Origin of the sequence: Streptomyces flavalbus (assembly GCF_042674625.1) — a bacterium.
Lineage (GTDB): Bacteria > Actinomycetota > Actinomycetes > Streptomycetales > Streptomycetaceae > Streptomyces > Streptomyces flavalbus.
The window spans coordinates 4,731,843-4,748,451 of sequence record NZ_JBHTEB010000001.1 but is presented as its reverse complement, the minus strand read 5'-3'; the positions used below and the strand labels follow the sequence as shown (position 1 = coordinate 4,748,451).

At 68.4% G+C, this 16,609-nt stretch carries 28 protein-coding genes; 2 read left to right on the top strand and 26 right to left on the bottom strand.

The features are described from left to right. Nucleotides 1-227 precede the first annotated feature (227 nt). From rplO to ACFQZ6_RS21405, 24 genes are all read right to left on the bottom strand, one after another. The gene (gene rplO, locus ACFQZ6_RS21520) at nt 228-683 is read right to left on the bottom strand and encodes a 50S ribosomal protein L15 (protein WP_067018996.1); all 456 of its coding nucleotides are present in this window, start codon (nt 681-683) and stop codon (nt 228-230) included. A gap of 2 nt (nt 684-685) precedes the next feature. After that, a complete protein-coding gene (gene rpmD, locus ACFQZ6_RS21515; RefSeq protein WP_003974250.1) occupies nt 686-868 on the bottom strand; it encodes a 50S ribosomal protein L30 in 183 nt (60 codons plus the stop codon). A gap of 2 nt (nt 869-870) precedes the next feature. Next, nucleotides 871-1,476: a 30S ribosomal protein S5 gene (gene rpsE, locus ACFQZ6_RS21510; protein ID WP_009190144.1), complete on the bottom strand. Its 606-nt coding sequence runs from the start codon at nt 1,474-1,476 to the stop codon at nt 871-873. A gap of 39 nt (nt 1,477-1,515) precedes the next feature. Next, nucleotides 1,516-1,896, bottom strand: a complete 381-nt coding sequence (rplR, locus tag ACFQZ6_RS21505; RefSeq protein ID WP_019753098.1) for a 50S ribosomal protein L18 — start codon at nt 1,894-1,896, stop codon at nt 1,516-1,518. A 3-nt stretch (nt 1,897-1,899) separates the two neighbouring features. Beyond that, complete coding sequence (gene rplF, locus ACFQZ6_RS21500; protein WP_381611522.1) at nt 1,900-2,439, bottom strand: 50S ribosomal protein L6; 540 nt, start codon at nt 2,437-2,439, stop codon at nt 1,900-1,902. A gap of 24 nt (nt 2,440-2,463) precedes the next feature. After that, on the bottom strand, nt 2,464-2,862 hold the full coding sequence (rpsH, locus tag ACFQZ6_RS21495) for a 30S ribosomal protein S8 (RefSeq protein ID WP_030046382.1): 399 nt from the start codon (nt 2,860-2,862) through the stop codon (nt 2,464-2,466). A gap of 212 nt (nt 2,863-3,074) precedes the next feature. After that, complete coding sequence (locus ACFQZ6_RS21490; protein ID WP_003956452.1) at nt 3,075-3,260, bottom strand: type Z 30S ribosomal protein S14; 186 nt, start codon at nt 3,258-3,260, stop codon at nt 3,075-3,077. A 5-nt stretch (nt 3,261-3,265) separates the two neighbouring features. Continuing rightward, on the bottom strand, nt 3,266-3,823 hold the full coding sequence (rplE, locus tag ACFQZ6_RS21485) for a 50S ribosomal protein L5 (RefSeq protein ID WP_053661885.1): 558 nt from the start codon (nt 3,821-3,823) through the stop codon (nt 3,266-3,268). Continuing rightward, entirely contained in the window at nt 3,823-4,146 is a 324-nt protein-coding gene (rplX, locus tag ACFQZ6_RS21480; protein ID WP_350962687.1) for a 50S ribosomal protein L24, read from the bottom strand. The genes rplE and rplX overlap by 1 nt, the downstream gene beginning before the upstream one ends. Nucleotides 4,147-4,148: 2 nt before the next feature. Next, nucleotides 4,149-4,517, bottom strand: a complete 369-nt coding sequence (gene rplN, locus ACFQZ6_RS21475; RefSeq protein WP_003998823.1) for a 50S ribosomal protein L14 — start codon at nt 4,515-4,517, stop codon at nt 4,149-4,151. A 98-nt stretch (nt 4,518-4,615) separates the two neighbouring features. After that, nucleotides 4,616-4,903 carry a 30S ribosomal protein S17 gene (gene rpsQ, locus ACFQZ6_RS21470; protein WP_028420769.1) on the bottom strand — a complete coding sequence of 96 codons (288 nt, stop codon included), beginning with the start codon at nt 4,901-4,903 and terminating at the stop codon, nt 4,616-4,618. Then, on the bottom strand, nt 4,900-5,124 hold the full coding sequence (gene rpmC, locus ACFQZ6_RS21465) for a 50S ribosomal protein L29 (protein ID WP_007494763.1): 225 nt from the start codon (nt 5,122-5,124) through the stop codon (nt 4,900-4,902). The genes rpsQ and rpmC overlap by 4 nt, the downstream gene beginning before the upstream one ends. Continuing rightward, entirely contained in the window at nt 5,124-5,543 is a 420-nt protein-coding gene (gene rplP, locus ACFQZ6_RS21460) for a 50S ribosomal protein L16 (protein ID WP_210922737.1), read from the bottom strand. The genes rpmC and rplP overlap by 1 nt, the downstream gene beginning before the upstream one ends. Nucleotides 5,544-5,547: 4 nt before the next feature. After that, on the bottom strand, nt 5,548-6,378 hold the full coding sequence (gene rpsC, locus ACFQZ6_RS21455; RefSeq protein WP_381611519.1) for a 30S ribosomal protein S3: 831 nt from the start codon (nt 6,376-6,378) through the stop codon (nt 5,548-5,550). Further along, on the bottom strand, nt 6,378-6,725 hold the full coding sequence (rplV, locus tag ACFQZ6_RS21450; RefSeq protein WP_019329637.1) for a 50S ribosomal protein L22: 348 nt from the start codon (nt 6,723-6,725) through the stop codon (nt 6,378-6,380). The genes rpsC and rplV overlap by 1 nt, the downstream gene beginning before the upstream one ends. Nucleotides 6,726-6,768: 43 nt before the next feature. Beyond that, a complete protein-coding gene (gene rpsS / locus ACFQZ6_RS21445; protein ID WP_019753092.1) occupies nt 6,769-7,050 on the bottom strand; it encodes a 30S ribosomal protein S19 in 282 nt (93 codons plus the stop codon). 12 nt (nt 7,051-7,062) lie between these two features. Next, complete coding sequence (gene rplB / locus ACFQZ6_RS21440) at nt 7,063-7,899, bottom strand: 50S ribosomal protein L2 (RefSeq protein WP_360225278.1); 837 nt, start codon at nt 7,897-7,899, stop codon at nt 7,063-7,065. Between the two features lie 38 nt (nt 7,900-7,937). Further along, nucleotides 7,938-8,357 carry a 50S ribosomal protein L23 gene (gene rplW / locus ACFQZ6_RS21435; protein WP_381611516.1) on the bottom strand — a complete coding sequence of 140 codons (420 nt, stop codon included), beginning with the start codon at nt 8,355-8,357 and terminating at the stop codon, nt 7,938-7,940. Further along, nucleotides 8,357-9,016, bottom strand: a complete 660-nt coding sequence (gene rplD / locus ACFQZ6_RS21430; RefSeq protein ID WP_381611514.1) for a 50S ribosomal protein L4 — start codon at nt 9,014-9,016, stop codon at nt 8,357-8,359. Before rplD ends, rplW begins: the two co-directional genes overlap by 1 nt. 8 nt (nt 9,017-9,024) lie before the next feature. Then, on the bottom strand, nt 9,025-9,669 hold the full coding sequence (gene rplC / locus ACFQZ6_RS21425; protein ID WP_210922727.1) for a 50S ribosomal protein L3: 645 nt from the start codon (nt 9,667-9,669) through the stop codon (nt 9,025-9,027). A 17-nt stretch (nt 9,670-9,686) separates the two neighbouring features. Further along, nucleotides 9,687-9,995: a 30S ribosomal protein S10 gene (gene rpsJ / locus ACFQZ6_RS21420; protein WP_003948644.1), complete on the bottom strand. Its 309-nt coding sequence runs from the start codon at nt 9,993-9,995 to the stop codon at nt 9,687-9,689. A 426-nt stretch (nt 9,996-10,421) separates the two neighbouring features. After that, nucleotides 10,422-11,252: a carbohydrate-binding protein gene (locus ACFQZ6_RS21415; protein ID WP_381611512.1), complete on the bottom strand. Its 831-nt coding sequence runs from the start codon at nt 11,250-11,252 to the stop codon at nt 10,422-10,424. 41 nt (nt 11,253-11,293) lie between these two features. Next, on the bottom strand, nt 11,294-12,226 hold the full coding sequence (locus ACFQZ6_RS21410; protein ID WP_381611510.1) for a helix-turn-helix domain-containing protein: 933 nt from the start codon (nt 12,224-12,226) through the stop codon (nt 11,294-11,296). A 62-nt stretch (nt 12,227-12,288) separates the two neighbouring features. Beyond that, nucleotides 12,289-13,431, bottom strand: coding sequence for an endo-1,4-beta-xylanase (locus ACFQZ6_RS21405; RefSeq protein WP_381611508.1), 1,143 nt, complete (start codon nt 13,429-13,431; stop codon nt 12,289-12,291). Between the two features lie 226 nt (nt 13,432-13,657). On the opposite strand from ACFQZ6_RS21405, the gene ACFQZ6_RS21400 reads away from it, so the two are divergent. Beyond that, nucleotides 13,658-15,034 (top strand): FG-GAP and VCBS repeat-containing protein, encoded by a 1,377-nt coding sequence (locus ACFQZ6_RS21400; protein ID WP_381611506.1) that lies wholly within the window; start codon nt 13,658-13,660, stop codon nt 15,032-15,034. Here ACFQZ6_RS21400 and ACFQZ6_RS21395 read toward each other — a convergent pair. Further along, the gene (locus tag ACFQZ6_RS21395; protein WP_381611505.1) at nt 15,007-15,207 is read right to left on the bottom strand and encodes a DUF397 domain-containing protein; all 201 of its coding nucleotides are present in this window, start codon (nt 15,205-15,207) and stop codon (nt 15,007-15,009) included. The genes ACFQZ6_RS21400 and ACFQZ6_RS21395 overlap by 28 nt on opposite strands. Next, on the bottom strand, nt 15,204-16,052 hold the full coding sequence (locus ACFQZ6_RS21390) for a helix-turn-helix domain-containing protein (protein ID WP_381611503.1): 849 nt from the start codon (nt 16,050-16,052) through the stop codon (nt 15,204-15,206). The genes ACFQZ6_RS21395 and ACFQZ6_RS21390 overlap by 4 nt, the downstream gene beginning before the upstream one ends. 125 nt (nt 16,053-16,177) lie before the next feature. Between ACFQZ6_RS21390 and ACFQZ6_RS21385 the strand changes: the two genes are divergently transcribed. Beyond that, on the top strand, nt 16,178-16,597 hold the full coding sequence (locus ACFQZ6_RS21385; RefSeq protein ID WP_381611502.1) for an ATP-binding protein: 420 nt from the start codon (nt 16,178-16,180) through the stop codon (nt 16,595-16,597). The last annotated feature ends 12 nt before the right edge of the window (nt 16,598-16,609 follow it).

The window sequence follows — 16,609 nt, the reverse complement described above, 5'->3', positions numbered from 1 at the left end:
CCCGCGCATCTGCGTCAAGGGTGACGGTCTTGAAGGTCCAATGAAACAACGACTTAGGTAACGGCCAACCGTAGCCTGGAGTGCCCTTGTGGGGTACCCGGTGAAAGTTGGCAGTGCAGGCCACCTTACCGGCGAGACTGCCACCCTTGGAACGACCAACCGGGGATACCCCATTTGTGGGGTATCCCCGGCCGGGATCGCTCAAGTCATCGAGACGCCTGTGGAATTCAGACGAGCTCGGTGACGGTACCGCCAGCGGCGGTGATCTTCTCCTTGGCGGAGCCGGAGACGGCGTCGACCGTCACCTGCAGCGCCACGGAGATCTCGCCCTGCCCAAGGACCTTGACGAGGCTGTTCTTGCGAACGGCGCCCTTGGCCACCAGACCCTCGACGGTGACCTCGCCACCCTCGGGGTACAGCGCGGCCAGCTTGTCGAGGTTCACGACCTGGTACTCGGTCTTGAACGGGTTCTTGAAGCCCTTCAGCTTCGGGAGGCGCATGTGGAGGGGCATCTGCCCACCCTCGAAGCGCTCCGGAACCTGGTAGCGGGCCTTCGTACCCTTCGTACCACGACCGGCCGTCTTACCCTTCGACGCCTCACCACGACCGACACGGGTCTTGGCGGTCTTGGCGCCCGGGGCGGGACGGAGGTTGTGGATCTTCAGCGGGTTGTTCTCCGCCATGATCAGTCGACCTCCTCGACCGTCACGAGGTGGCGGACGGTGTGCACCATGCCGCGGAACTCGGGGCGGTCCTCCTTGACGACCTGCGTGTTGATGCCCTTGAGACCAAGGGAGCGCAGGGTGTCACGGTGGTTCTGCTTGCTGCCGATGTAGGACTTGACCTGCGTGATCTTGAGCTGCGCCATGATTACGCACCCGCCCCGGCACGCGCACGCAGCAGGGCCGCGGGGGCGACGTCCTCCAGCGGCAGACCGCGGCGGGCCGCGATCTCCTCGGGACGCTGCAGGCCCTTCAGGGCCTCCACGGTCGCGTGCACGATGTTGATGGCGTTGTCGGAGCCGAGCGACTTCGACAGCACGTCGTGGATACCGGCGCACTCCAGCACGGCACGCACCGGACCACCGGCGATAACGCCGGTACCCGGGGAGGCGGGCTTGAGCAGCACCACACCGGCAGCCTTCTCACCCTGGATGGGGTGCGGGATGGTGCCCTGGATCCGGGGGACCTTGAAGAAGTGCTTCTTGGCCTCCTCAACGCCCTTGGCGATGGCGGCCGGCACCTCCTTGGCCTTGCCGTAACCGACACCCACGGTGCCGTCACCGTCGCCCACCACGACCAGCGCGGTGAAGCTGAAGCGACGACCACCCTTCACAACCTTGGCGACGCGGTTGATCGCGACGACGCGCTCAACGTACGCGGTCTTCTCGGCGGCAGCAGCGCCGCCGTCACGGCCCTTCCGGTCCCGCCGCTCGCCGCCACCGGCACCGCCACCGCGGCGCTGGGGTCCAGCCATTGGAATTACCTCTCTTCGTTTCCGCTAGCTACGGCAGGCTCAGAACTTGAGCCCGGCTTCGCGGGCGGCGTCCGCCAGGGCGGCGATGCGCCCGGCGTACTGGTTGCCACCACGGTCGAACACGACGGCCTCGACACCGGCGGCCTTGGCACGCTCGGCGACCAGGGCGCCGACCTTCTTGGCCTGCGAGGACTTGTCCTCGGCACCGCGGATCGACGCGTCCAGGGACGACGCCGACGCCAGGGTGTGACCCTTCAGGTCGTCGATCACCTGCGCCACGATGTGACGGTTGGAGCGGGTCACGACCAGACGGGGGCGCTCCGCCGTACCGTTGATCCGCTTGCGGATCCGGATGTGACGGCGCTTGATCGCGGCGCGCTTGTAGGCGTCGCCCTTGAGGATCTTCTGCCCGTATGCCATGGCTTACTTACCCGCCTTTCCGACCTTGCGGCGGATGACTTCGCCCTCGTACTTGACGCCCTTGGCCTTGTACGGGTCGGGCTTGCGCAGCTTGCGGATGTTGGCCGCGACCTCGCCGACCTTCTGCTTGTCGATGCCCTCGACCGAGAAACGGGTGGGGGCCTCGACCTTGAAGGTGATGCCCTCGGGGGCCTCGACCAGGATCGGGTGGCTGTAGCCGAGGGAGAACTCCAGGTTCGAGCCCTTGGCGACAACGCGGTAACCGACACCGCTGATTTCGAGCTTCTTCACGTAACCCTGGGTCACGCCGGTGATCATGTTCGCCACCAGCGTGCGGGACAGGCCGTGGAGGGCCTTGTTCTGACGCTCGTCGTTGGGGCGGGTGACGTTCAGGACGCCGTCCTCACCCTTGGCGATCTCGATCGGCGCCGCGACGGTGTGGGTCAGCTGGCCCTTGGGGCCCTTGACCGAAACCGTCTGGCCGTCGATGGTGACGTCCACGCCGGCGGGAACCGCGATGGGGAGCTTGCCGATGCGCGACATAGCTGTTTCCTCCGTTCCCTTCCGCTACCAGACGTAGGCGAGGACTTCCCCACCCACGCCCTTCTTGCCGGCCTGCTTGTCGGTGAGGAGCCCGTGCGACGTGGAGATGATCGCCACGCCCAGGCCGCCGAGCACCTTCGGCAGGTTGGTGGACTTCGCGTACACCCGGAGACCGGGCTTGGAGATCCGCTTGATGCCCGCGATGGAGCGCTCACGGTTGGGGCCGAACTTCAGCTCCAGGACGAGGTTCTTGCCGACCTCCGCGTCCTCGACGCGCCAGCCCGTGATGAAGCCCTCCTGCTGGAGGATCTCCGCGATGTGAGACTTGATCTTGGACGCCGGCATCGTCACGGAGTCGTGGTACGCCGAGTTCGCGTTCCGCAGACGCGTCAGCATGTCTGCGATCGGATCAGTCATGGTCATGAATTGGCCTTCGGCCTCTCTCGCCGGGGTTTCCTGGTGCGCCATCCCTCTCCCCGATCCGAGACGGGACGGGTGCGGCGCGGTGGACCTACGGCGTAGTAAGTCGTCTGGGCGTCCAGGCGCCCAACCCTCCTAGCCTAAGCCATGGAGGGGTGGGCACCTGACACCGCCCTTTACTTACCGAGAGCTTCCGGAATCCCTGAAAAGGGGGATTACCAGGAACTCTTGGTCACGCCCGGCAGCTCGCCACGGTGAGCCATCTCACGAAGGCACACGCGGCAGAGGCCGAACTTGCGGTACACGGAGTGCGGACGACCGCAGCGCTGGCAGCGGGTGTACGCGCGCACGCCGAACTTGGGCTTGCGAGCAGCCTTCGCGATCAGAGCCTTCTTCGCCATCTCGCTCACGCCTCCTTGAAGGGGAAGCCGAGGTGACGAAGGAGCGCGCGGCCCTCAGCGTCGTTGGTCGCCGTGGTGACCACGGTGATGTCCATACCCCGGACGCGGTCGATCTTGTCCTGGTCGATCTCGTGGAACATGACCTGCTCGGTGAGACCGAAGGTGTAGTTGCCACGGCCGTCGAACTGCTTGGGGGACAGGCCGCGGAAGTCGCGGATGCGCGGCAGCGCGAGCGACAGGGTGCGGTCCAGGAACTCCCACATGCGGTCGCCACGGAGCGTGACGTGGGCACCGATCGGCTGGCCCTCACGCAGCTTGAACTGCGCGATGGACTTGCGGGCCTTGGTGACGGCCGGCTTCTGACCGGTGATCGTGGTGAGGTCGCGGATGGCGCCCTCGATCAGCTTGGAGTCGCGGGCGGCGTCGCCCACACCCATGTTGACCACGATCTTGACGAGGCCGGGAACCTGCATGACGTTCTCGTACTTGAACTCGTCACGCAGCTTGCCCGCGATCTCCTCGCGGTACTTCGTCTTCAGACGCGGAGTGGTGGTGGTAGCCATCAGATGTCCTCACCCGTCCGCTTGGCAACGCGGATCTTGTTGCCCTCTTCGTCGAAGCGGTAGCCGACACGCGTGACGACCTTCTTGCCGTCCTTCTCCACGACCAGCTGGACGTTGGAGACGTGGATCGGCGCCTCGGTCGTGACGATGCCACCGGCCTGCGAACCGCGAGCCGTGGGACCGGCCTTGGTGTGCTTCTTGACCCGGTTGACACCCTCGACCAGGACGCGGTCCTCGCGCGGGTAAGCGGCAATGACCTTGCCCTGCTTGCCCTTGTCCTTGCCGGTGATGACCTGGACCAGGTCGCCCTTCTTGATCTTCATGCTTACAGCACCTCCGGCGCGAGCGAGATGATCTTCATGAACTTCTTCTCGCGCAGCTCACGGCCGACCGGGCCGAAGATACGGGTGCCGCGAGGGTCGCCGTCGTTCTTCAGAATGACGGCGGCGTTCTCGTCGAAGCGGATGTACGAGCCGTCCGGACGGCGGCGCTCCTTGACGGTGCGAACGATGACCGCCTTGACGACGTCACCCTTCTTCACGTTGCCACCGGGGATCGCGTCCTTGACGGTGGCGACGATGACGTCACCGATACCCGCGTAGCGGCGACCGGAGCCACCGAGCACACGGATGCAAAGGATCTCCTTCGCACCAGTGTTGTCGGCGACACGCAGTCGCGACTCCTGCTGGATCACGTCTATCTCCTGTTTGTCTGCCGGTTCCCGGCAGGGGCCCTGTTACGGGACCCCTGCCGAGCCTGGCGGAACGACCTGCGGGATTTGTCCCGCAGGAATTACTTGGCCTTCTCGAGGATCTCGACGACGCGCCAGCGCTTCGTCGCGGACAGCGGCCGGGTCTCCATCAGGAGGACGCGGTCGCCGACACCCGCGGCGTTCTGCTCGTCGTGCGCCTTGAGCTTGTTCGTACGGCGGATGACCTTGCCGTACAGGGCGTGCTTGACGCGGTCCTCGACGGCGACGACGACGGTCTTGTCCATCTTGTCGCTGACGACGTAACCCTCGCGGGTCTTGCGGAAGCCGCGCGCCTCGGTGTTCTGCTCAGTCACGTTGTTCTCGCTCATGCGTTCTCCACCGTTTCGATGCCCAGCTCACGCTCGCGCATCAGGGTGTAGATCCGCGCGATGTCCTTCCGGACGGCCTTCAGCCGACCGTGGTTTTCGAGCTGACCCGTGGCCGCCTGGAAGCGGAGGTTGAACAGCTCTTCCTTGGCCTCGCGGAGCTTCGCCAGAAGCTCCTCGTTGCCCAGCTCGCGCAGCTCGGACGCCTTGGTACCGGCCGACATCACGCTTCACCTGCCTCGCGCTTGACGATCCGGCACTTCATCGGCAGCTTGTGGGCCGCACGCGTGAGCGCCTCACGGGCGATCTTCTCGTTGGGGTACGACAGCTCGAACATGACGCGTCCGGGCTTGACGTTGGCCACCCACCACTCGGGCGAACCCTTACCGGAACCCATGCGGGTCTCGGCGGGCTTCTTCGTGAGGGGGCGGTCCGGGTAGATGTTGATCCAGACCTTGCCGCCACGCTTGATGTGGCGGGTCATGGCGATACGAGCCGCCTCGATCTGGCGGTTCGTGACGTACGCCGGGGTCAGCGCCTGGATGCCGTATTCGCCGAACGCAACCTGCGTCCCACCCTTGGCAGCGCCGCTGCGCTTGGGGTGGTGCTGCTTGCGGTGCTTGACCCTACGGGGGATCAGCATGGGGTCAGCTCTCCTTTCCGGCAGCGCTCGGCTCGGCCGCGGCGGCGGCCGGGGCCTCCGCCTTGCTGGCCTCGGCAGCCGGGGCGGACTGCTGCGGCTTACGACCGCGCCGCTCGCCACCGCGGCCACCACGGGCCGGGCGGTCGGCACCGCCACGCGCCGGGCGGTTGCCCGCACGGGCGGCGGCGTTCTCGGCGCGGACCTCGGCGATGTTCTTGACGTCGCCCTTGTAGATCCAGACCTTCACACCGATGCGGCCGAAGGTCGTCTTGGCCTCGAAGAAGCCGTAGTCGACGTTCGCGCGGAGCGTGTGCAGGGGCACGCGGCCCTCGCGGTAGAACTCCGAGCGGGACATCTCGGCGCCGCCGAGGCGGCCACCGCACTGGATCTTGATGCCCTTGGCGCCCGCCTTCATCGCCGACTGCATACTCTTGCGCATCGCGCGGCGGAAGGAGACGCGGGAGGACAGCTGCTCGGCGACGGCCTGGGCCACCAGCTGAGCGTCCGTCTCCGGGTTCTTGACCTCGAGGATGTTGAGCTGGACCTGCTTGCCGGTCAGCTTCTCCAGGTCACCGCGGATACGGTCGGCCTCGGCGCCGCGGCGGCCGATGACGATGCCCGGACGCGCGGTGTGGATGTCGACGCGGACGCGGTCACGGGTGCGCTCGATCTCCACCTTGGAGATACCGGCGCGCTCCATGCCGGACGTCATCATCCGACGGATGGCGACGTCTTCCTTGACGTAGTCCTTGTACAGCTTGTCGGCGTACCAACGCGACTTGAAGTCGGTCGTGACACCGAGCCGGAACCCGTGCGGGTTTACCTTCTGGCCCATTACCGGGTTCCTTCCTTGCTGCTGACGACCACGGTGATGTGGCTGGTCCGCTTGCGGATCCGGTAGGCACGGCCCTGGGCGCGCGGCCGGAACCGCTTCAGGGTCGGGCCCTCGTCGACGTACGCCTCGGAGATGTAGAGGCTGTCGGCGTCGGTGTGGTCGTAGTTGTGCGCGGCGTTGGCGATGGCGCTGTCGAGCACCTTGCCGACCGGCACGGAGGCTGCCTGCGGAGCGAATCGCAGAACAGCCTGGGCCTCCGTGGCGTCCATGCCACGGATGAGGTCCACCACGCGGCGGGCCTTCATGGGCGTGACGCGGATGTACCGCGCCTGGGCCCTGGCTTCCATGGTTGTCCCTTCAGTTACTTACGTGTCTGAATGCGATCCGCTGCTAGCGGCGCTTCGACTTCCGGTCGTCCTTGACGTGGCCCCGGAAGGTGCGCGTCGGCGAGAACTCGCCGAGCTTGTGGCCGACCATCGACTCGGTGACGAACACCGGGATGTGGGTCTTGCCGTTGTGCACCGCGAGCGTGTGGCCGAGCATGGCCGGCACGATCATCGAGCGACGGGACCAGGTCTTGATGACGTTCTTGGTGCCGGCTTCGTTCTGGGCTTCCACCTTCTTGATCAGGTGGTCGTCGACGAAGGGCCCCTTCTTCAAGCTACGAGGCATCTCAACCCGTCCTTAGCGCTTCTTGTTCGTCTTGCGGCGGCGGACGATGTACTTGTTCGACGCCTTCTTGGGCGAACGAGTACGGCCTTCCTTCTTGCCCCACGGGGACACGGGGTGGCGGCCACCGGAGGTCCGGCCCTCACCACCACCGTGCGGGTGGTCCACCGGGTTCATGACCACACCACGGACGGTCGGGCGAACGCCCAGCCACCGCTTGCGGCCCGCCTTGCCCCAGTTGATGTTCGACTGCTCGGCGTTGCCGACCTCGCCGACGGTGGCGCGGCAGCGGACGTCGACCAGGCGGATCTCACCGGACGGCATACGAAGGTGGGCCATGGTGCCCTCCTTCGCGAGCAGCTGCACCGAGGCGCCGGCGGAGCGGGCGAACTTGGCGCCGCCGCCCGGCCGCAGCTCGATGGCGTGCAGCGTGGTACCGACCGGGATGTTGCGCAGGGCGAGGTTGTTGCCCGGCTTGATGTCGGCCCCGGGGCCGTTCTCGATGCGGTCGCCCTGCGACAGGCCGCGCGGCGCGAGGATGTAGCGCTTCTCGCCGTCGGCGTAGTGCAGCAGCGCGATGCGCGCGGTGCGGTTGGGGTCGTACTCGATGTGCGCGACCTTCGCCGGCACGCCGTCCTTGTCGTGACGACGGAAGTCGATCACTCGGTAGGCGCGCTTGTGGCCACCGCCCTGGTGGCGGACGGTCACACGACCGGAATTGTTACGGCCGCCCTTGCTGTGCAGGGGGCGAACCAGCGACTTCTCCGGCGTGGACCGCGTGACCTCGACGAAGTCGGCGACGCTGGCGCCACGACGGCCCGGCGTAGTCGGCTTGTACTTGCGGATTCCCATTTCTCAGTCCTCGTCCGATATCGGACGATCCGACCCGCTTACGCGGACGGACCGCCGAAGATGTCGATACGGTCGCCCTCGGCGAGGGTCACGATCGCGCGCTTGGTGGCGGCACGCTGGCCGAAGCCCGTGCGGGTCCGCTTGCGCTTGCCCTGGCGGTTGATCGTGTTGACCCCGGTGACCTTGACGTCGAAGACCGCCTGCACGGCCTCCTTGATCTGGGTCTTGTTGGAGCCCGGCGCGACGATGAACGTGTACTTGTTCTCGTCGAGAAGCGCGTAGCTCTTCTCGGACACGACCGGCTTCAGCAGCACGTCACGGGGGTCCGTGAACGCCTTGCTGGCCGGGGTGACGACGGTGTTCTTGCCCTCGGTGGCCTGGCGGCGTGCCTTGGCGACGCGCGCGGCCTTGGCGGCCTTGGCGGCCTTCGAGGCGATGGAGGGGTGGCGGATGGCCATCAGACCTCGCTCCCTTCGGTGTCGGTGGCGGCCTTCGGGCCGGACACGAAGGACTCGAAAGCGGCCTGGGTGAAGACCACGTCGTCCGAGACGAGAACGTCGTACGTGTTCAGCTGGCCCGGCTCCAGGATGTGGACCTGGGGCAGGTTGCGGGCGGACAGCCACGCGGCCTCGTCGGAGCGCTCGACGACCAGGAGCAGGTTCTTGCGCTCGCTGATCTTGCCGAACAGGCTCTTGGCGGCCTTGGTGGAGGGGCTGTCGCCCTCGATCACGCCGGAGACGACGTGAATGCGGTTGTGACGCGCCCGGTCGGTGAGGGCGTGCCGCAGGGCGGCGGCCTTCATCTTCTTCGGGGTGCGCTGCGAGTAGTCGCGCGGCACGGGACCGTGCACGACGCCACCACCGGCGAACTGCGGCGCGCGGGTCGAACCCTGACGGGCGCGGCCGGTGCCCTTCTGGCGGTACGGCTTCTTGCCACCGCCGCGGACCTCGCCACGCGTCTTGGTCTTGTGGGTGCCCTGGCGGGCAGCGGCCAGCTGTGCGACGACGACCTGGTGGATCAGCGGGACGCTGACCTTCTCAACGCCGAAGATCTCCGCGGGGAGCTCGACGGTACCGGCCTTGTCGCCCGCCGGCGAAAGGATGTCAACAGTGCTCATCGGTTACCTCAGGCCCCCTTGGCCGCGGTGCGGACCAGGACGAGGCCGCCGTTCGGACCGGGAACCGCGCCCTTGATGAGCAGCAGACCCTTCTCCGCGTCAACGGCGTGGACGGTCAGGTTCTGGGTGGTGACCCGCTCGTTGCCCATGCGACCCGCCATGCGGAGGCCCTTGAACACGCGGCCCGGGGTGGCGCAGCCACCGATGGAACCGGGAGAGCGGTGCTTGCGCTGGGTACCGTGTCCGGCGCCGAGGCCACGGAAGTTGTGGCGCTTCATGACACCGGCGAAGCCCTTGCCCTTGCTCTTGCCGGTCACGTCCACCTTGACACCGGCCTCGAAGACCTCGGCGGTGACTTCCTGGCCGAGGGTGTACTCGGAGGCGTCCGAGGTACGGATCTCGACGAGGTGACGGCGGGGGGTGACGTCGGCCTTGGCGAAGTGACCCTTGAGGGGCTTGTTCACCTTGCGCGGGTCGATCTCGCCGAAGGCGAGCTGGACGGACTCGTAGCCGTCGACGTCGTTCGTACGGACCTGGGTCACGACATTGGGCCCGGCCTTGACGACGGTGACCGGAACAACGCGGTTGTTCTCGTCCCACACCTGCGTCATGCCGAGCTTCTCGCCCAGGATGCCCTTGATCTGCTTAGCCATTCTCAGACCACGACCCCTCAGAGCTTGATCTCGATGTCGACACCGGCCGGGAGGTCGAGTCGCATCAGAGAGTCAACGGTCTTGGGCGTCGGGTCGAGGATGTCGATCAGGCGCTTGTGCGTGCGCATCTCGAAGTGCTCGCGCGAGTCCTTGTACTTGTGCGGCGACTTGATGACGCAGTACACGTTCTTCTCAGTGGGCAGCGGCACCGGGCCCGCGACCGACGCACCAGTACGGGTCACCGTCTCGACGATCTTCTTCGCCGAGGAGTCGATGACCTCGTGGTCGTAGGCCTTGAGCCGGATGCGGATCTTCTGTCCCGCCATGGCTACTCAGTAGTCCTGTCTCTCGTAACGCTCTGGAACCCGGTTTCTCCGACCCACGCGGTCGGGCGTGTCGCGCTCCCGCTGACATGAATGTCCCTTGTTCGAACATCCCTGCTGGGGTAGCACGGCTCTACCGAACCGCTGGACCGGGGGCGAAAGCCCACCGGGCGCCTGGCCGGTGCCGCGCCCACGCTTCCCGGAAGATTCCCGTACGTCCGCCCCATTGCTGCCTTACGGCAGTTGGAACGACGAGTACTGTGGGACTCGCTTCCGGTCCTCCCGGCGGGAGGCGCGCAGCATCAACACTCGACCGAGCAACTCGGACAGTCTGCCATACGGGGCAAGGGCGACGCCAATCGAGCGGAAGAGATTACCCCGGGCGTGACGTAGGTCAAACCCGGGGCGGGTGGAGCGGGCGGCGCGGCGTCAGAGCGCCCGCCACAAGGCCGGGGCCGCGGGGGGCTCCCAGCCGGGCTGCGCGGTGTGCGCCTGGAGGCAGGAGTAGGCCCGTCCCGCGTACGTGACCCGGTCACCGACCCGGTAGGTGGTGCCCTGCGCCCAGGTGCCGCCGGTCGCGGTCGGCGTCGGATCGGGGCCGCCCGGGTCCTGGGGGACGTTCAGTACGAAGTCGAAGGCGGCCTCCTTGGCGCCGCCCCCCGCGTCCCGCACGGTCATCAGCAGCCGGGGGTCGAAGATCGTGTCGGTGTTGTTGCGGGGTTCGTTCGGGAAGTAGAGCTGCGTGGTCAGGACCGGCCGGTTCGGCGCCTGCACCTTCACGTGGATGTGCCGGGTGCGGCCGGGGTAGAGCCCCGGCACGATCGTCGTGAGCGTGAAGGAGCCGTCGGCGCCGGTGAACTGGTGGCCGCGCAGCCGGTAGCCGGTGTTGTCGTAGGCCCCGTTCGCGTCGGCCTGCCAGAAGTCGAGCAGGACGGCGCCGATCGGTCGGCAGGCGAGCCCGAAGACGTACCCGCTGACGGTGAGCCGCGTCCCGGTCGTACCGGCGTCCAGCAGGCTGGCGCGGCGCGGGGAGCCCGGCTTGAAGTAGGGGCCCTCCATCTGCGGCGGCGTGGGGTCGTCCCCGTCGTCGCAGGCCGGGGTGAGCGGGGGCACGGTGTCGCCGCTGGCGAGGGTGCGGGCCAGGGCCGGGCCGCCCAGCAGGGCCGCCGGGACCGCGGCGGTGGCGGCGAGTGCGGCGCGTAAGACGGTCTTGCGGCGGACGAGGTGGGGGCCGTCCGTGGGGGGTGTGGTGTCGTCCATGACTGGTGCGCTCCTCGTGGGGTGTGGGAACGGCACCGAACCTAGGACCGCCCCGGCCCGCCTTCGAGGGACAGGTGAACGCGGCTGTGGTGTTTTCGGAAGGCGCCGGGGCTGTGTCCGGTCTCCCGGCGGAAGAAGCGGCTGAAGTAGGCCGGGTCGCTGAACCCGGTGCGGGCGGCGACCTGCCGTACGGACAGCTCGGTGTGGGCGAGCAGCCGCTGGGCCCGCTGGGTGCGGGCCTCGATCAGCAGCCGACCGGGGCTGCGGCCGGTGGCGGCGCGGACGGCCTGGGTGAGGTAGCCGGGGGTGACGCCCAGCCGCTCGGCGCACTCCCGCACGGTCCAGGTGACGGCCTCCCGGCGGGCGATCAGTCGCCCGAAGGCCTCGGCGACCGCGGCGGGCCGCCCCTCGGCCGGGGCGCCGGGCCCGGGGTCCCCCGCGAGCCGGGACGCCCGGACGACCAGCACGTGCAGCAGGGACCGCAGGACGCTGTCGTACGCCGGTGCCCGCTGCCGGTACTCCCGCACCAGGTCCGCCATCAGCCGCCCGATCCGCTCGTCCTCCCCGGCGCCGGGCCGCAGCCAGGGGTGCGCGGCGAGCCGCAGCAGCAGATCGCGGTCGCCGGGGTGGTCGACGAGGAAGTCCTCGGTGAACAGCACCAGCGTGCCGTCGAGACGGCGGTCCTGCTCCCAGTGGTGCACCTGCCCCGGGCGCAGGACGACGAGCTGCGGCGGGGCCAGCGGCCGACGGGCCAGGTCGACGACGTGGGCGCCGGACCCGGCGGTCACGTGGGCGATCTCGTAGAAGGTGTGCCGGTGCGGCCGGGCGGACCGCGACAGCGGCCCTACGGCGTCGAAGCTGCCCACGGCGAACGGCGGGTCCCCCGGCCCGGCCACTTCCAGCCGGTGCAGGGGGACGCCGTCGGCGCGGGGCGCGAGGCAGGGCGTGCCGGGGAGGACGGTGGTGCCGCGCATGGACCAGACCTTTCATGGCGGACTACATGGCAGGTTCAGACCAATGGAGCACCACCAGACTCTCAGGCCCGCTTCAGCGCCGCCAGCAGGGCGTAGAAGGCGGGCTTGCGGCTGAAGTCCTCCGTCATGACCGTCGCGGAGCCCTCGCCCTGGAAGAACACCGGGACCCAGGAGTACTTGTCGGTGAAGCCCCAGATGGTGAAGGAGTTGCAGTCCTCGACGGCCAGGCAGGCGGTCAGGGCGCGCTCGTAGTACTCGGCCTGCTGGGTGAGCTGCGCGGGGGTCGGCACGCCGCTCTCCGGCAGGTCCATCCGGACGTCGAGTTCGGTGATGGCGGTCTCCAGGCCGAGCGCGTCGAAGCGCCGCAGGTTCTGCTCCAGGTCGCCCGGGAAGCCGTAGCGGGTGCTCAGGTGGGCCTGGGCGGAGAAGCCGTGCACGGGGACGCGCTGGGCGCGCAGGTCCTTGACGAGGGCGAGGTAGGCGTCGCTCTTGGCGTTGACGCTCTCCACGCCGTAGTCGTTGAGGAAGAGCTTGGCGCGCGGGTCGGCCCGGTGCGCCCAGCGGAACGCGTCGGCGACGATGCCGGGTCCGAGTTCCCGTATCCAGATGTTCTCCTGGGTGCGCAGGTTGCCCTCGCCGTCGAAAATTTCGTTGGCGACGTCCCACTGCTGGATGCGGCCCGCGTAGCGCCCGACGACGGTGGTGATGTGGTCGCGCAGGATCGCGCGCAGCTCGGCCTTGGTGAAGTCGCCCTGCTCCAGCCACGCCGGGTTCTGGCTGTGCCACAGCAGGGTGTGCCCGCGGACGACCTGTCCGTGCTTGGCCGCGAAGTCGACGATGGCGTCGGCGGCGGCGAAGTCGTACCGGTCCCGCTCGGGGTGGATGGCGTCCCACTTCATCTGGTTCTCGGGCGAGACCGAGCTGAACTGCTGCCCGAGGATCTTCCGGTACTCCTTGTCGTAGGTGAAGGGGTCCGGGTAGTCCTGCTCCAGGTGGTGCCCGCCGCCCGCGGCGGCGGTGCCGACGTAGAACCCCTTGGGCGCGGCGGCGCGCAGCCGGTCCTGCTTGGCGTGGGAGTGCGGGTCCTTCCGCTGGGCGGAGGGCTCGGCGGTGGCGACGCCCGACAGCAGCGGCAGGGTGAGGGCGGCGGCGGTGAGGGCGACAGTGGCGAAGCGCAGGGGGCGTATGGGGCGTGCGGGTCTCATACGGGGGCCTCATTCCGTTTCTTCGAATGTTTCGAAGTGTCATCCGAAACTTTTGGAGACGGAGCGGAAGTTAGGGCCAGCCCGAGGCGCGGGTCAATACCCGTGCACGAACGGGACGCACACGGCGTACAACCATCCCCGCGCGCCACGGGTCTCGACCCGCAAGCCCAGCACCGATCAGCACCGGTCAACGCTGGTCAACACCGGTCATCACCACAGGAGCCGCATGTCCAGACGCAGCAGCATCCGCCTGGCGGTCGCCACGGCCACCGCCGTCTCCCTCACCGGCGGACTGCTCACCCTCGCCACGGGCGCCGCCAGCGCGGTCACCGTCCCCGCCAAGTACGCCGACGACTTCAACGGCGACGGCTACCGCGACTACGCCCACGGGAACTACGGCGGCCAGGTGGTCGTGGTGTACGGCACCGCCACCGGCCCCGGCACCACCAAGAAGGTCTTCTCCCAGGCCACCTCGGGCATCCCCGGCACGGCCGGGGACGCGGGCGGCTACGCCGACGCCTTCGGTGAGGACCTGGCCGCCGCCGACCTCAACCGCGACGGGTACGCCGACCTGGCCGTGGCCGACTTCACCGAGAAGGTCGGTGACAAGGTCAGCTCGGGCGCGGTCACCATCCTGTGGGGCAGGGCGTCCGGCCTCTCCGGCTCCGACGCCACCCGCCTGCCGAAGAAGTCGGGCACCTACCAGGGCTTCGGCAAGGAGATAGAGACCGGCGACTTCGACGGCGACGGCAAGGCCGACCTCGCCGTCGCCAACGGCATCGACAGCGTCTACGTCTACCGGGGCGGCTTCACCAAGTCCGGTACGACGGGCTCGATCACCCGGCACACGCCCAACGACATCCTCGAACCCAGCGGCCTGGTCGCGGGCCGGGTCACCAACGACAAGGCGACCGACCTGTTCCTCCTCGGCCAGGGCTACCACGACGACAAGATCACCCAGGACGCCTGGTTCCTGCGCGGCGGCTCCACGATCAGGCCGGGCAAGGTCACCGTCATCAACAACGCCGAGCCCGACTACAGCCCCACCGGCGTCGTCGCCGACTTCGACAAGGACGGCTACGGCGACCTCGCGGTCAGCGACCGCAGCTACAACCGCAAGGCCGGTTCGGTCGTCGTCTGGCGTGGCGGCGGCACCGCCCCGACGACGAAGTACCGCATCACCCAGGGGTCGCCGGGCGTGGCCACGGCCGCCACGCCCGGCGACTGGATGGGCTCCGGCCTCTCCGCCGCCGACACCAACGGCGACGGCTACCCGGACCTGGCGGTCGGCGTCCCCGGCGAGAAGGTCAGCACCCGGACGGGCGCGGGCGGCGTCCACATCCTGCGCGGCAGCCGCGCGGGCCTGACCGGCACGAACTCCCAGTACTTCAGCCGCGCCACGTCCGGCGTCCCCGGCTCCCCGGCCGCGTACGAGTTCTTCGGCATCGACGTGCGCCTGCGCGACACCGACCGCAACGGCCGCCCCGACCTGCTCGTGTCGGGCGACAGCCGCGAAACGTCCCTCCGCCTCCCCGGCACGTCGTCCGGCATCACGACGACCGGCGCGACGACGCTCTACGTGGCCGCGTCGTTCCCGCAGTAACCAGCGAGAAACGCCCCCCAGACCTCCGGCGCGAGCGCGAGCCGGGGGCTCTGGGCGGGGGCGTGCTTGGAGTCACGGACGTGGATGGTGCCGGGGGCTATGGCTATCTCGACGCAGGACTCGCCGTCGTTGCCGCTGCTGTAGCTGCTCTTGAACCAGGCCAATTCACTCATGCTTCTCCCCGCAACTGCTCGATGAAGGCCAGCGACTCCCGGGGCGGGAGAGCTTGCGCCCGGATCGTGCCATACCGCAACTCAAGGATGCGCAGATGCCTGGCGTCCGTCGTGGGGCGGCCGTTGAAGGCCCCGTCCGAACGGCCCACTGCCGTACCGTCCGCGAACTTCAGCAGCTCGATCTTGCCGTCGATGCCTGAGTGCGTCTCGCAGTTGAGCGGCATCACCTGGAGCATGACGTTGCGCATCCGCCCCACATCAAGCAGCCGTTCAAGCTGCCGTCGCCACACCATTGTGCCCCCGATAGGCCGCCGCAGCGGCGCCTCCTCCAGCACGTAGTGGATCGACGGTGCCGGGTCACGCTCGAACACCGACTGCCGGGCTAGACGAGCGGCCACCATACGTTCCACATCGTCCGGCGAGTACGGCGGCTGGGCTGCCTCGATCAAGGCGCGTGCGTGCTCGGGGGTCTGCAACAGCCCATGGATGCTGTGGCACTCGTACACCCCGATTTCCACGGCCTTGGCCTCCCACTTGCCCAGTTCCCGCACCTTCTTCGGATACCGGACCTTCCGCACGTCCTCCCACGTCGCCGCGATCAACCCATCCGCCGCCAACACCTCGTCCGCCTGCTCCAGATACTCCCGGCGAGGAATCCGCTTCCCGCCCTCGATCTTGTAGACGAGGTCCTCCCCGTACCCGACGGCCGCCCCGAACTCGGCGGCGCGCATCCCGACGGCCTCCCTGCGCAGCTTCAACTGCCGTCCCACCGTGGTGATCACGGCGACACCCCACTCATCGTCCGGATCGACTTCCCACCCGGGCTCATCCACGTCGACGTTCATCCCCCGTCCCTCCCCACTCACCCCGCCCCGACAGTCCGGACAGCACCGGACAACGTGCGGACAGTGACCGTACGTATCCACAGAGTCACTTCCCACAGTACGCACCCACCGCCACGCTGAGTGATGTGAACCAGGAAATCGCCCACTCCCTGACGCCCGTCCGCAACTTCAGCGTGCAGCTCTCCTCCACACCCCGCGGCGCCCGCCTGGCCAGGCTGCTCGCGGTGGAGCAACTCCGCGCCTGGAGCCTGCCGTTGGACCCGGCACGGCAACTGATCGCGGAGCTGTCGGCGAACGCGGCGACGCACGGCCGGGTACGAGGTCGGGACTTCCGGCTCACGCTGTACGTGATCGGGAACGTCCTCCGCATCGAGGTCACCGACACCCGCGGTAACCACCTCCCCCAGCCCCGCCAGACACCCCCTGACGCGGAGTCGGGCCGCGGCCTGCTCCTCGTGGAGGCCCTCTCGGACCGCTGGGGCGTGTCGGAGGGCCGCTTCCCCCGGAAGACGGTGTGGGCGGAACTGCGCGTCACCTCACGGTGAACGCCACCACCC

Excerpts from the sequence above, each read along its gene's own strand:
- ACFQZ6_RS21400 (WP_381611506.1), top strand. The coding sequence starts at position 13,658 with ATGTCCAGACGCAGCAGCATCCGCCTGGCGGTCGCCACGGCCACCGCC.
- rplD (WP_381611514.1), bottom strand. The coding sequence starts at position 9,016 with ATGAGCACTGTTGACATCCTTTCGCCGGCGGGCGACAAGGCCGGTACC.
- rplO (WP_067018996.1), bottom strand. The coding sequence starts at position 683 with ATGGCGGAGAACAACCCGCTGAAGATCCACAACCTCCGTCCCGCCCCG.
- ACFQZ6_RS21405 (WP_381611508.1), bottom strand. The coding sequence starts at position 13,431 with ATGAGACCCGCACGCCCCATACGCCCCCTGCGCTTCGCCACTGTCGCC.
- rplB (WP_360225278.1), bottom strand. The coding sequence starts at position 7,899 with ATGGGAATCCGCAAGTACAAGCCGACTACGCCGGGCCGTCGTGGCGCC.
- rplV (WP_019329637.1), bottom strand. The coding sequence starts at position 6,725 with ATGGAAGCCAGGGCCCAGGCGCGGTACATCCGCGTCACGCCCATGAAG.
- rpsJ (WP_003948644.1), bottom strand. The coding sequence starts at position 9,995 with ATGGCGGGACAGAAGATCCGCATCCGGCTCAAGGCCTACGACCACGAG.
- rpsQ (WP_028420769.1), bottom strand. The coding sequence starts at position 4,903 with ATGAGCGAGAACAACGTGACTGAGCAGAACACCGAGGCGCGCGGCTTC.
- ACFQZ6_RS21410 (WP_381611510.1), bottom strand. The coding sequence starts at position 12,226 with ATGCGCGGCACCACCGTCCTCCCCGGCACGCCCTGCCTCGCGCCCCGC.
- ACFQZ6_RS21490 (WP_003956452.1), bottom strand. The coding sequence starts at position 3,260 with ATGGCGAAGAAGGCTCTGATCGCGAAGGCTGCTCGCAAGCCCAAGTTC.
- rplF (WP_381611522.1), bottom strand. The coding sequence starts at position 2,439 with ATGTCGCGCATCGGCAAGCTCCCCATCGCGGTTCCCGCCGGCGTGGAC.
- rplC (WP_210922727.1), bottom strand. The coding sequence starts at position 9,669 with ATGGCTAAGCAGATCAAGGGCATCCTGGGCGAGAAGCTCGGCATGACG.
- ACFQZ6_RS21415 (WP_381611512.1), bottom strand. The coding sequence starts at position 11,252 with ATGGACGACACCACACCCCCCACGGACGGCCCCCACCTCGTCCGCCGC.
- rpsC (WP_381611519.1), bottom strand. The coding sequence starts at position 6,378 with ATGGGCCAGAAGGTAAACCCGCACGGGTTCCGGCTCGGTGTCACGACC.
- rplX (WP_350962687.1), bottom strand. The coding sequence starts at position 4,146 with ATGAAGATCAAGAAGGGCGACCTGGTCCAGGTCATCACCGGCAAGGAC.
- rplR (WP_019753098.1), bottom strand. The coding sequence starts at position 1,896 with ATGGCATACGGGCAGAAGATCCTCAAGGGCGACGCCTACAAGCGCGCC.
- rpsS (WP_019753092.1), bottom strand. The coding sequence starts at position 7,050 with ATGCCTCGTAGCTTGAAGAAGGGGCCCTTCGTCGACGACCACCTGATC.
- rpmD (WP_003974250.1), bottom strand. The coding sequence starts at position 868 with ATGGCGCAGCTCAAGATCACGCAGGTCAAGTCCTACATCGGCAGCAAG.
- rpsH (WP_030046382.1), bottom strand. The coding sequence starts at position 2,862 with ATGACCATGACTGATCCGATCGCAGACATGCTGACGCGTCTGCGGAAC.
- rplE (WP_053661885.1), bottom strand. The coding sequence starts at position 3,823 with ATGGCTACCACCACCACTCCGCGTCTGAAGACGAAGTACCGCGAGGAG.
- rplP (WP_210922737.1), bottom strand. The coding sequence starts at position 5,543 with ATGCTGATCCCCCGTAGGGTCAAGCACCGCAAGCAGCACCACCCCAAG.
- ACFQZ6_RS21395 (WP_381611505.1), bottom strand. The coding sequence starts at position 15,207 with ATGAGTGAATTGGCCTGGTTCAAGAGCAGCTACAGCAGCGGCAACGAC.
- rpmC (WP_007494763.1), bottom strand. The coding sequence starts at position 5,124 with ATGTCGGCCGGTACCAAGGCGTCCGAGCTGCGCGAGCTGGGCAACGAG.
- ACFQZ6_RS21390 (WP_381611503.1), bottom strand. The coding sequence starts at position 16,052 with ATGAACGTCGACGTGGATGAGCCCGGGTGGGAAGTCGATCCGGACGAT.
- rpsE (WP_009190144.1), bottom strand. The coding sequence starts at position 1,476 with ATGGCTGGACCCCAGCGCCGCGGTGGCGGTGCCGGTGGCGGCGAGCGG.
- rplW (WP_381611516.1), bottom strand. The coding sequence starts at position 8,357 with ATGGCCATCCGCCACCCCTCCATCGCCTCGAAGGCCGCCAAGGCCGCC.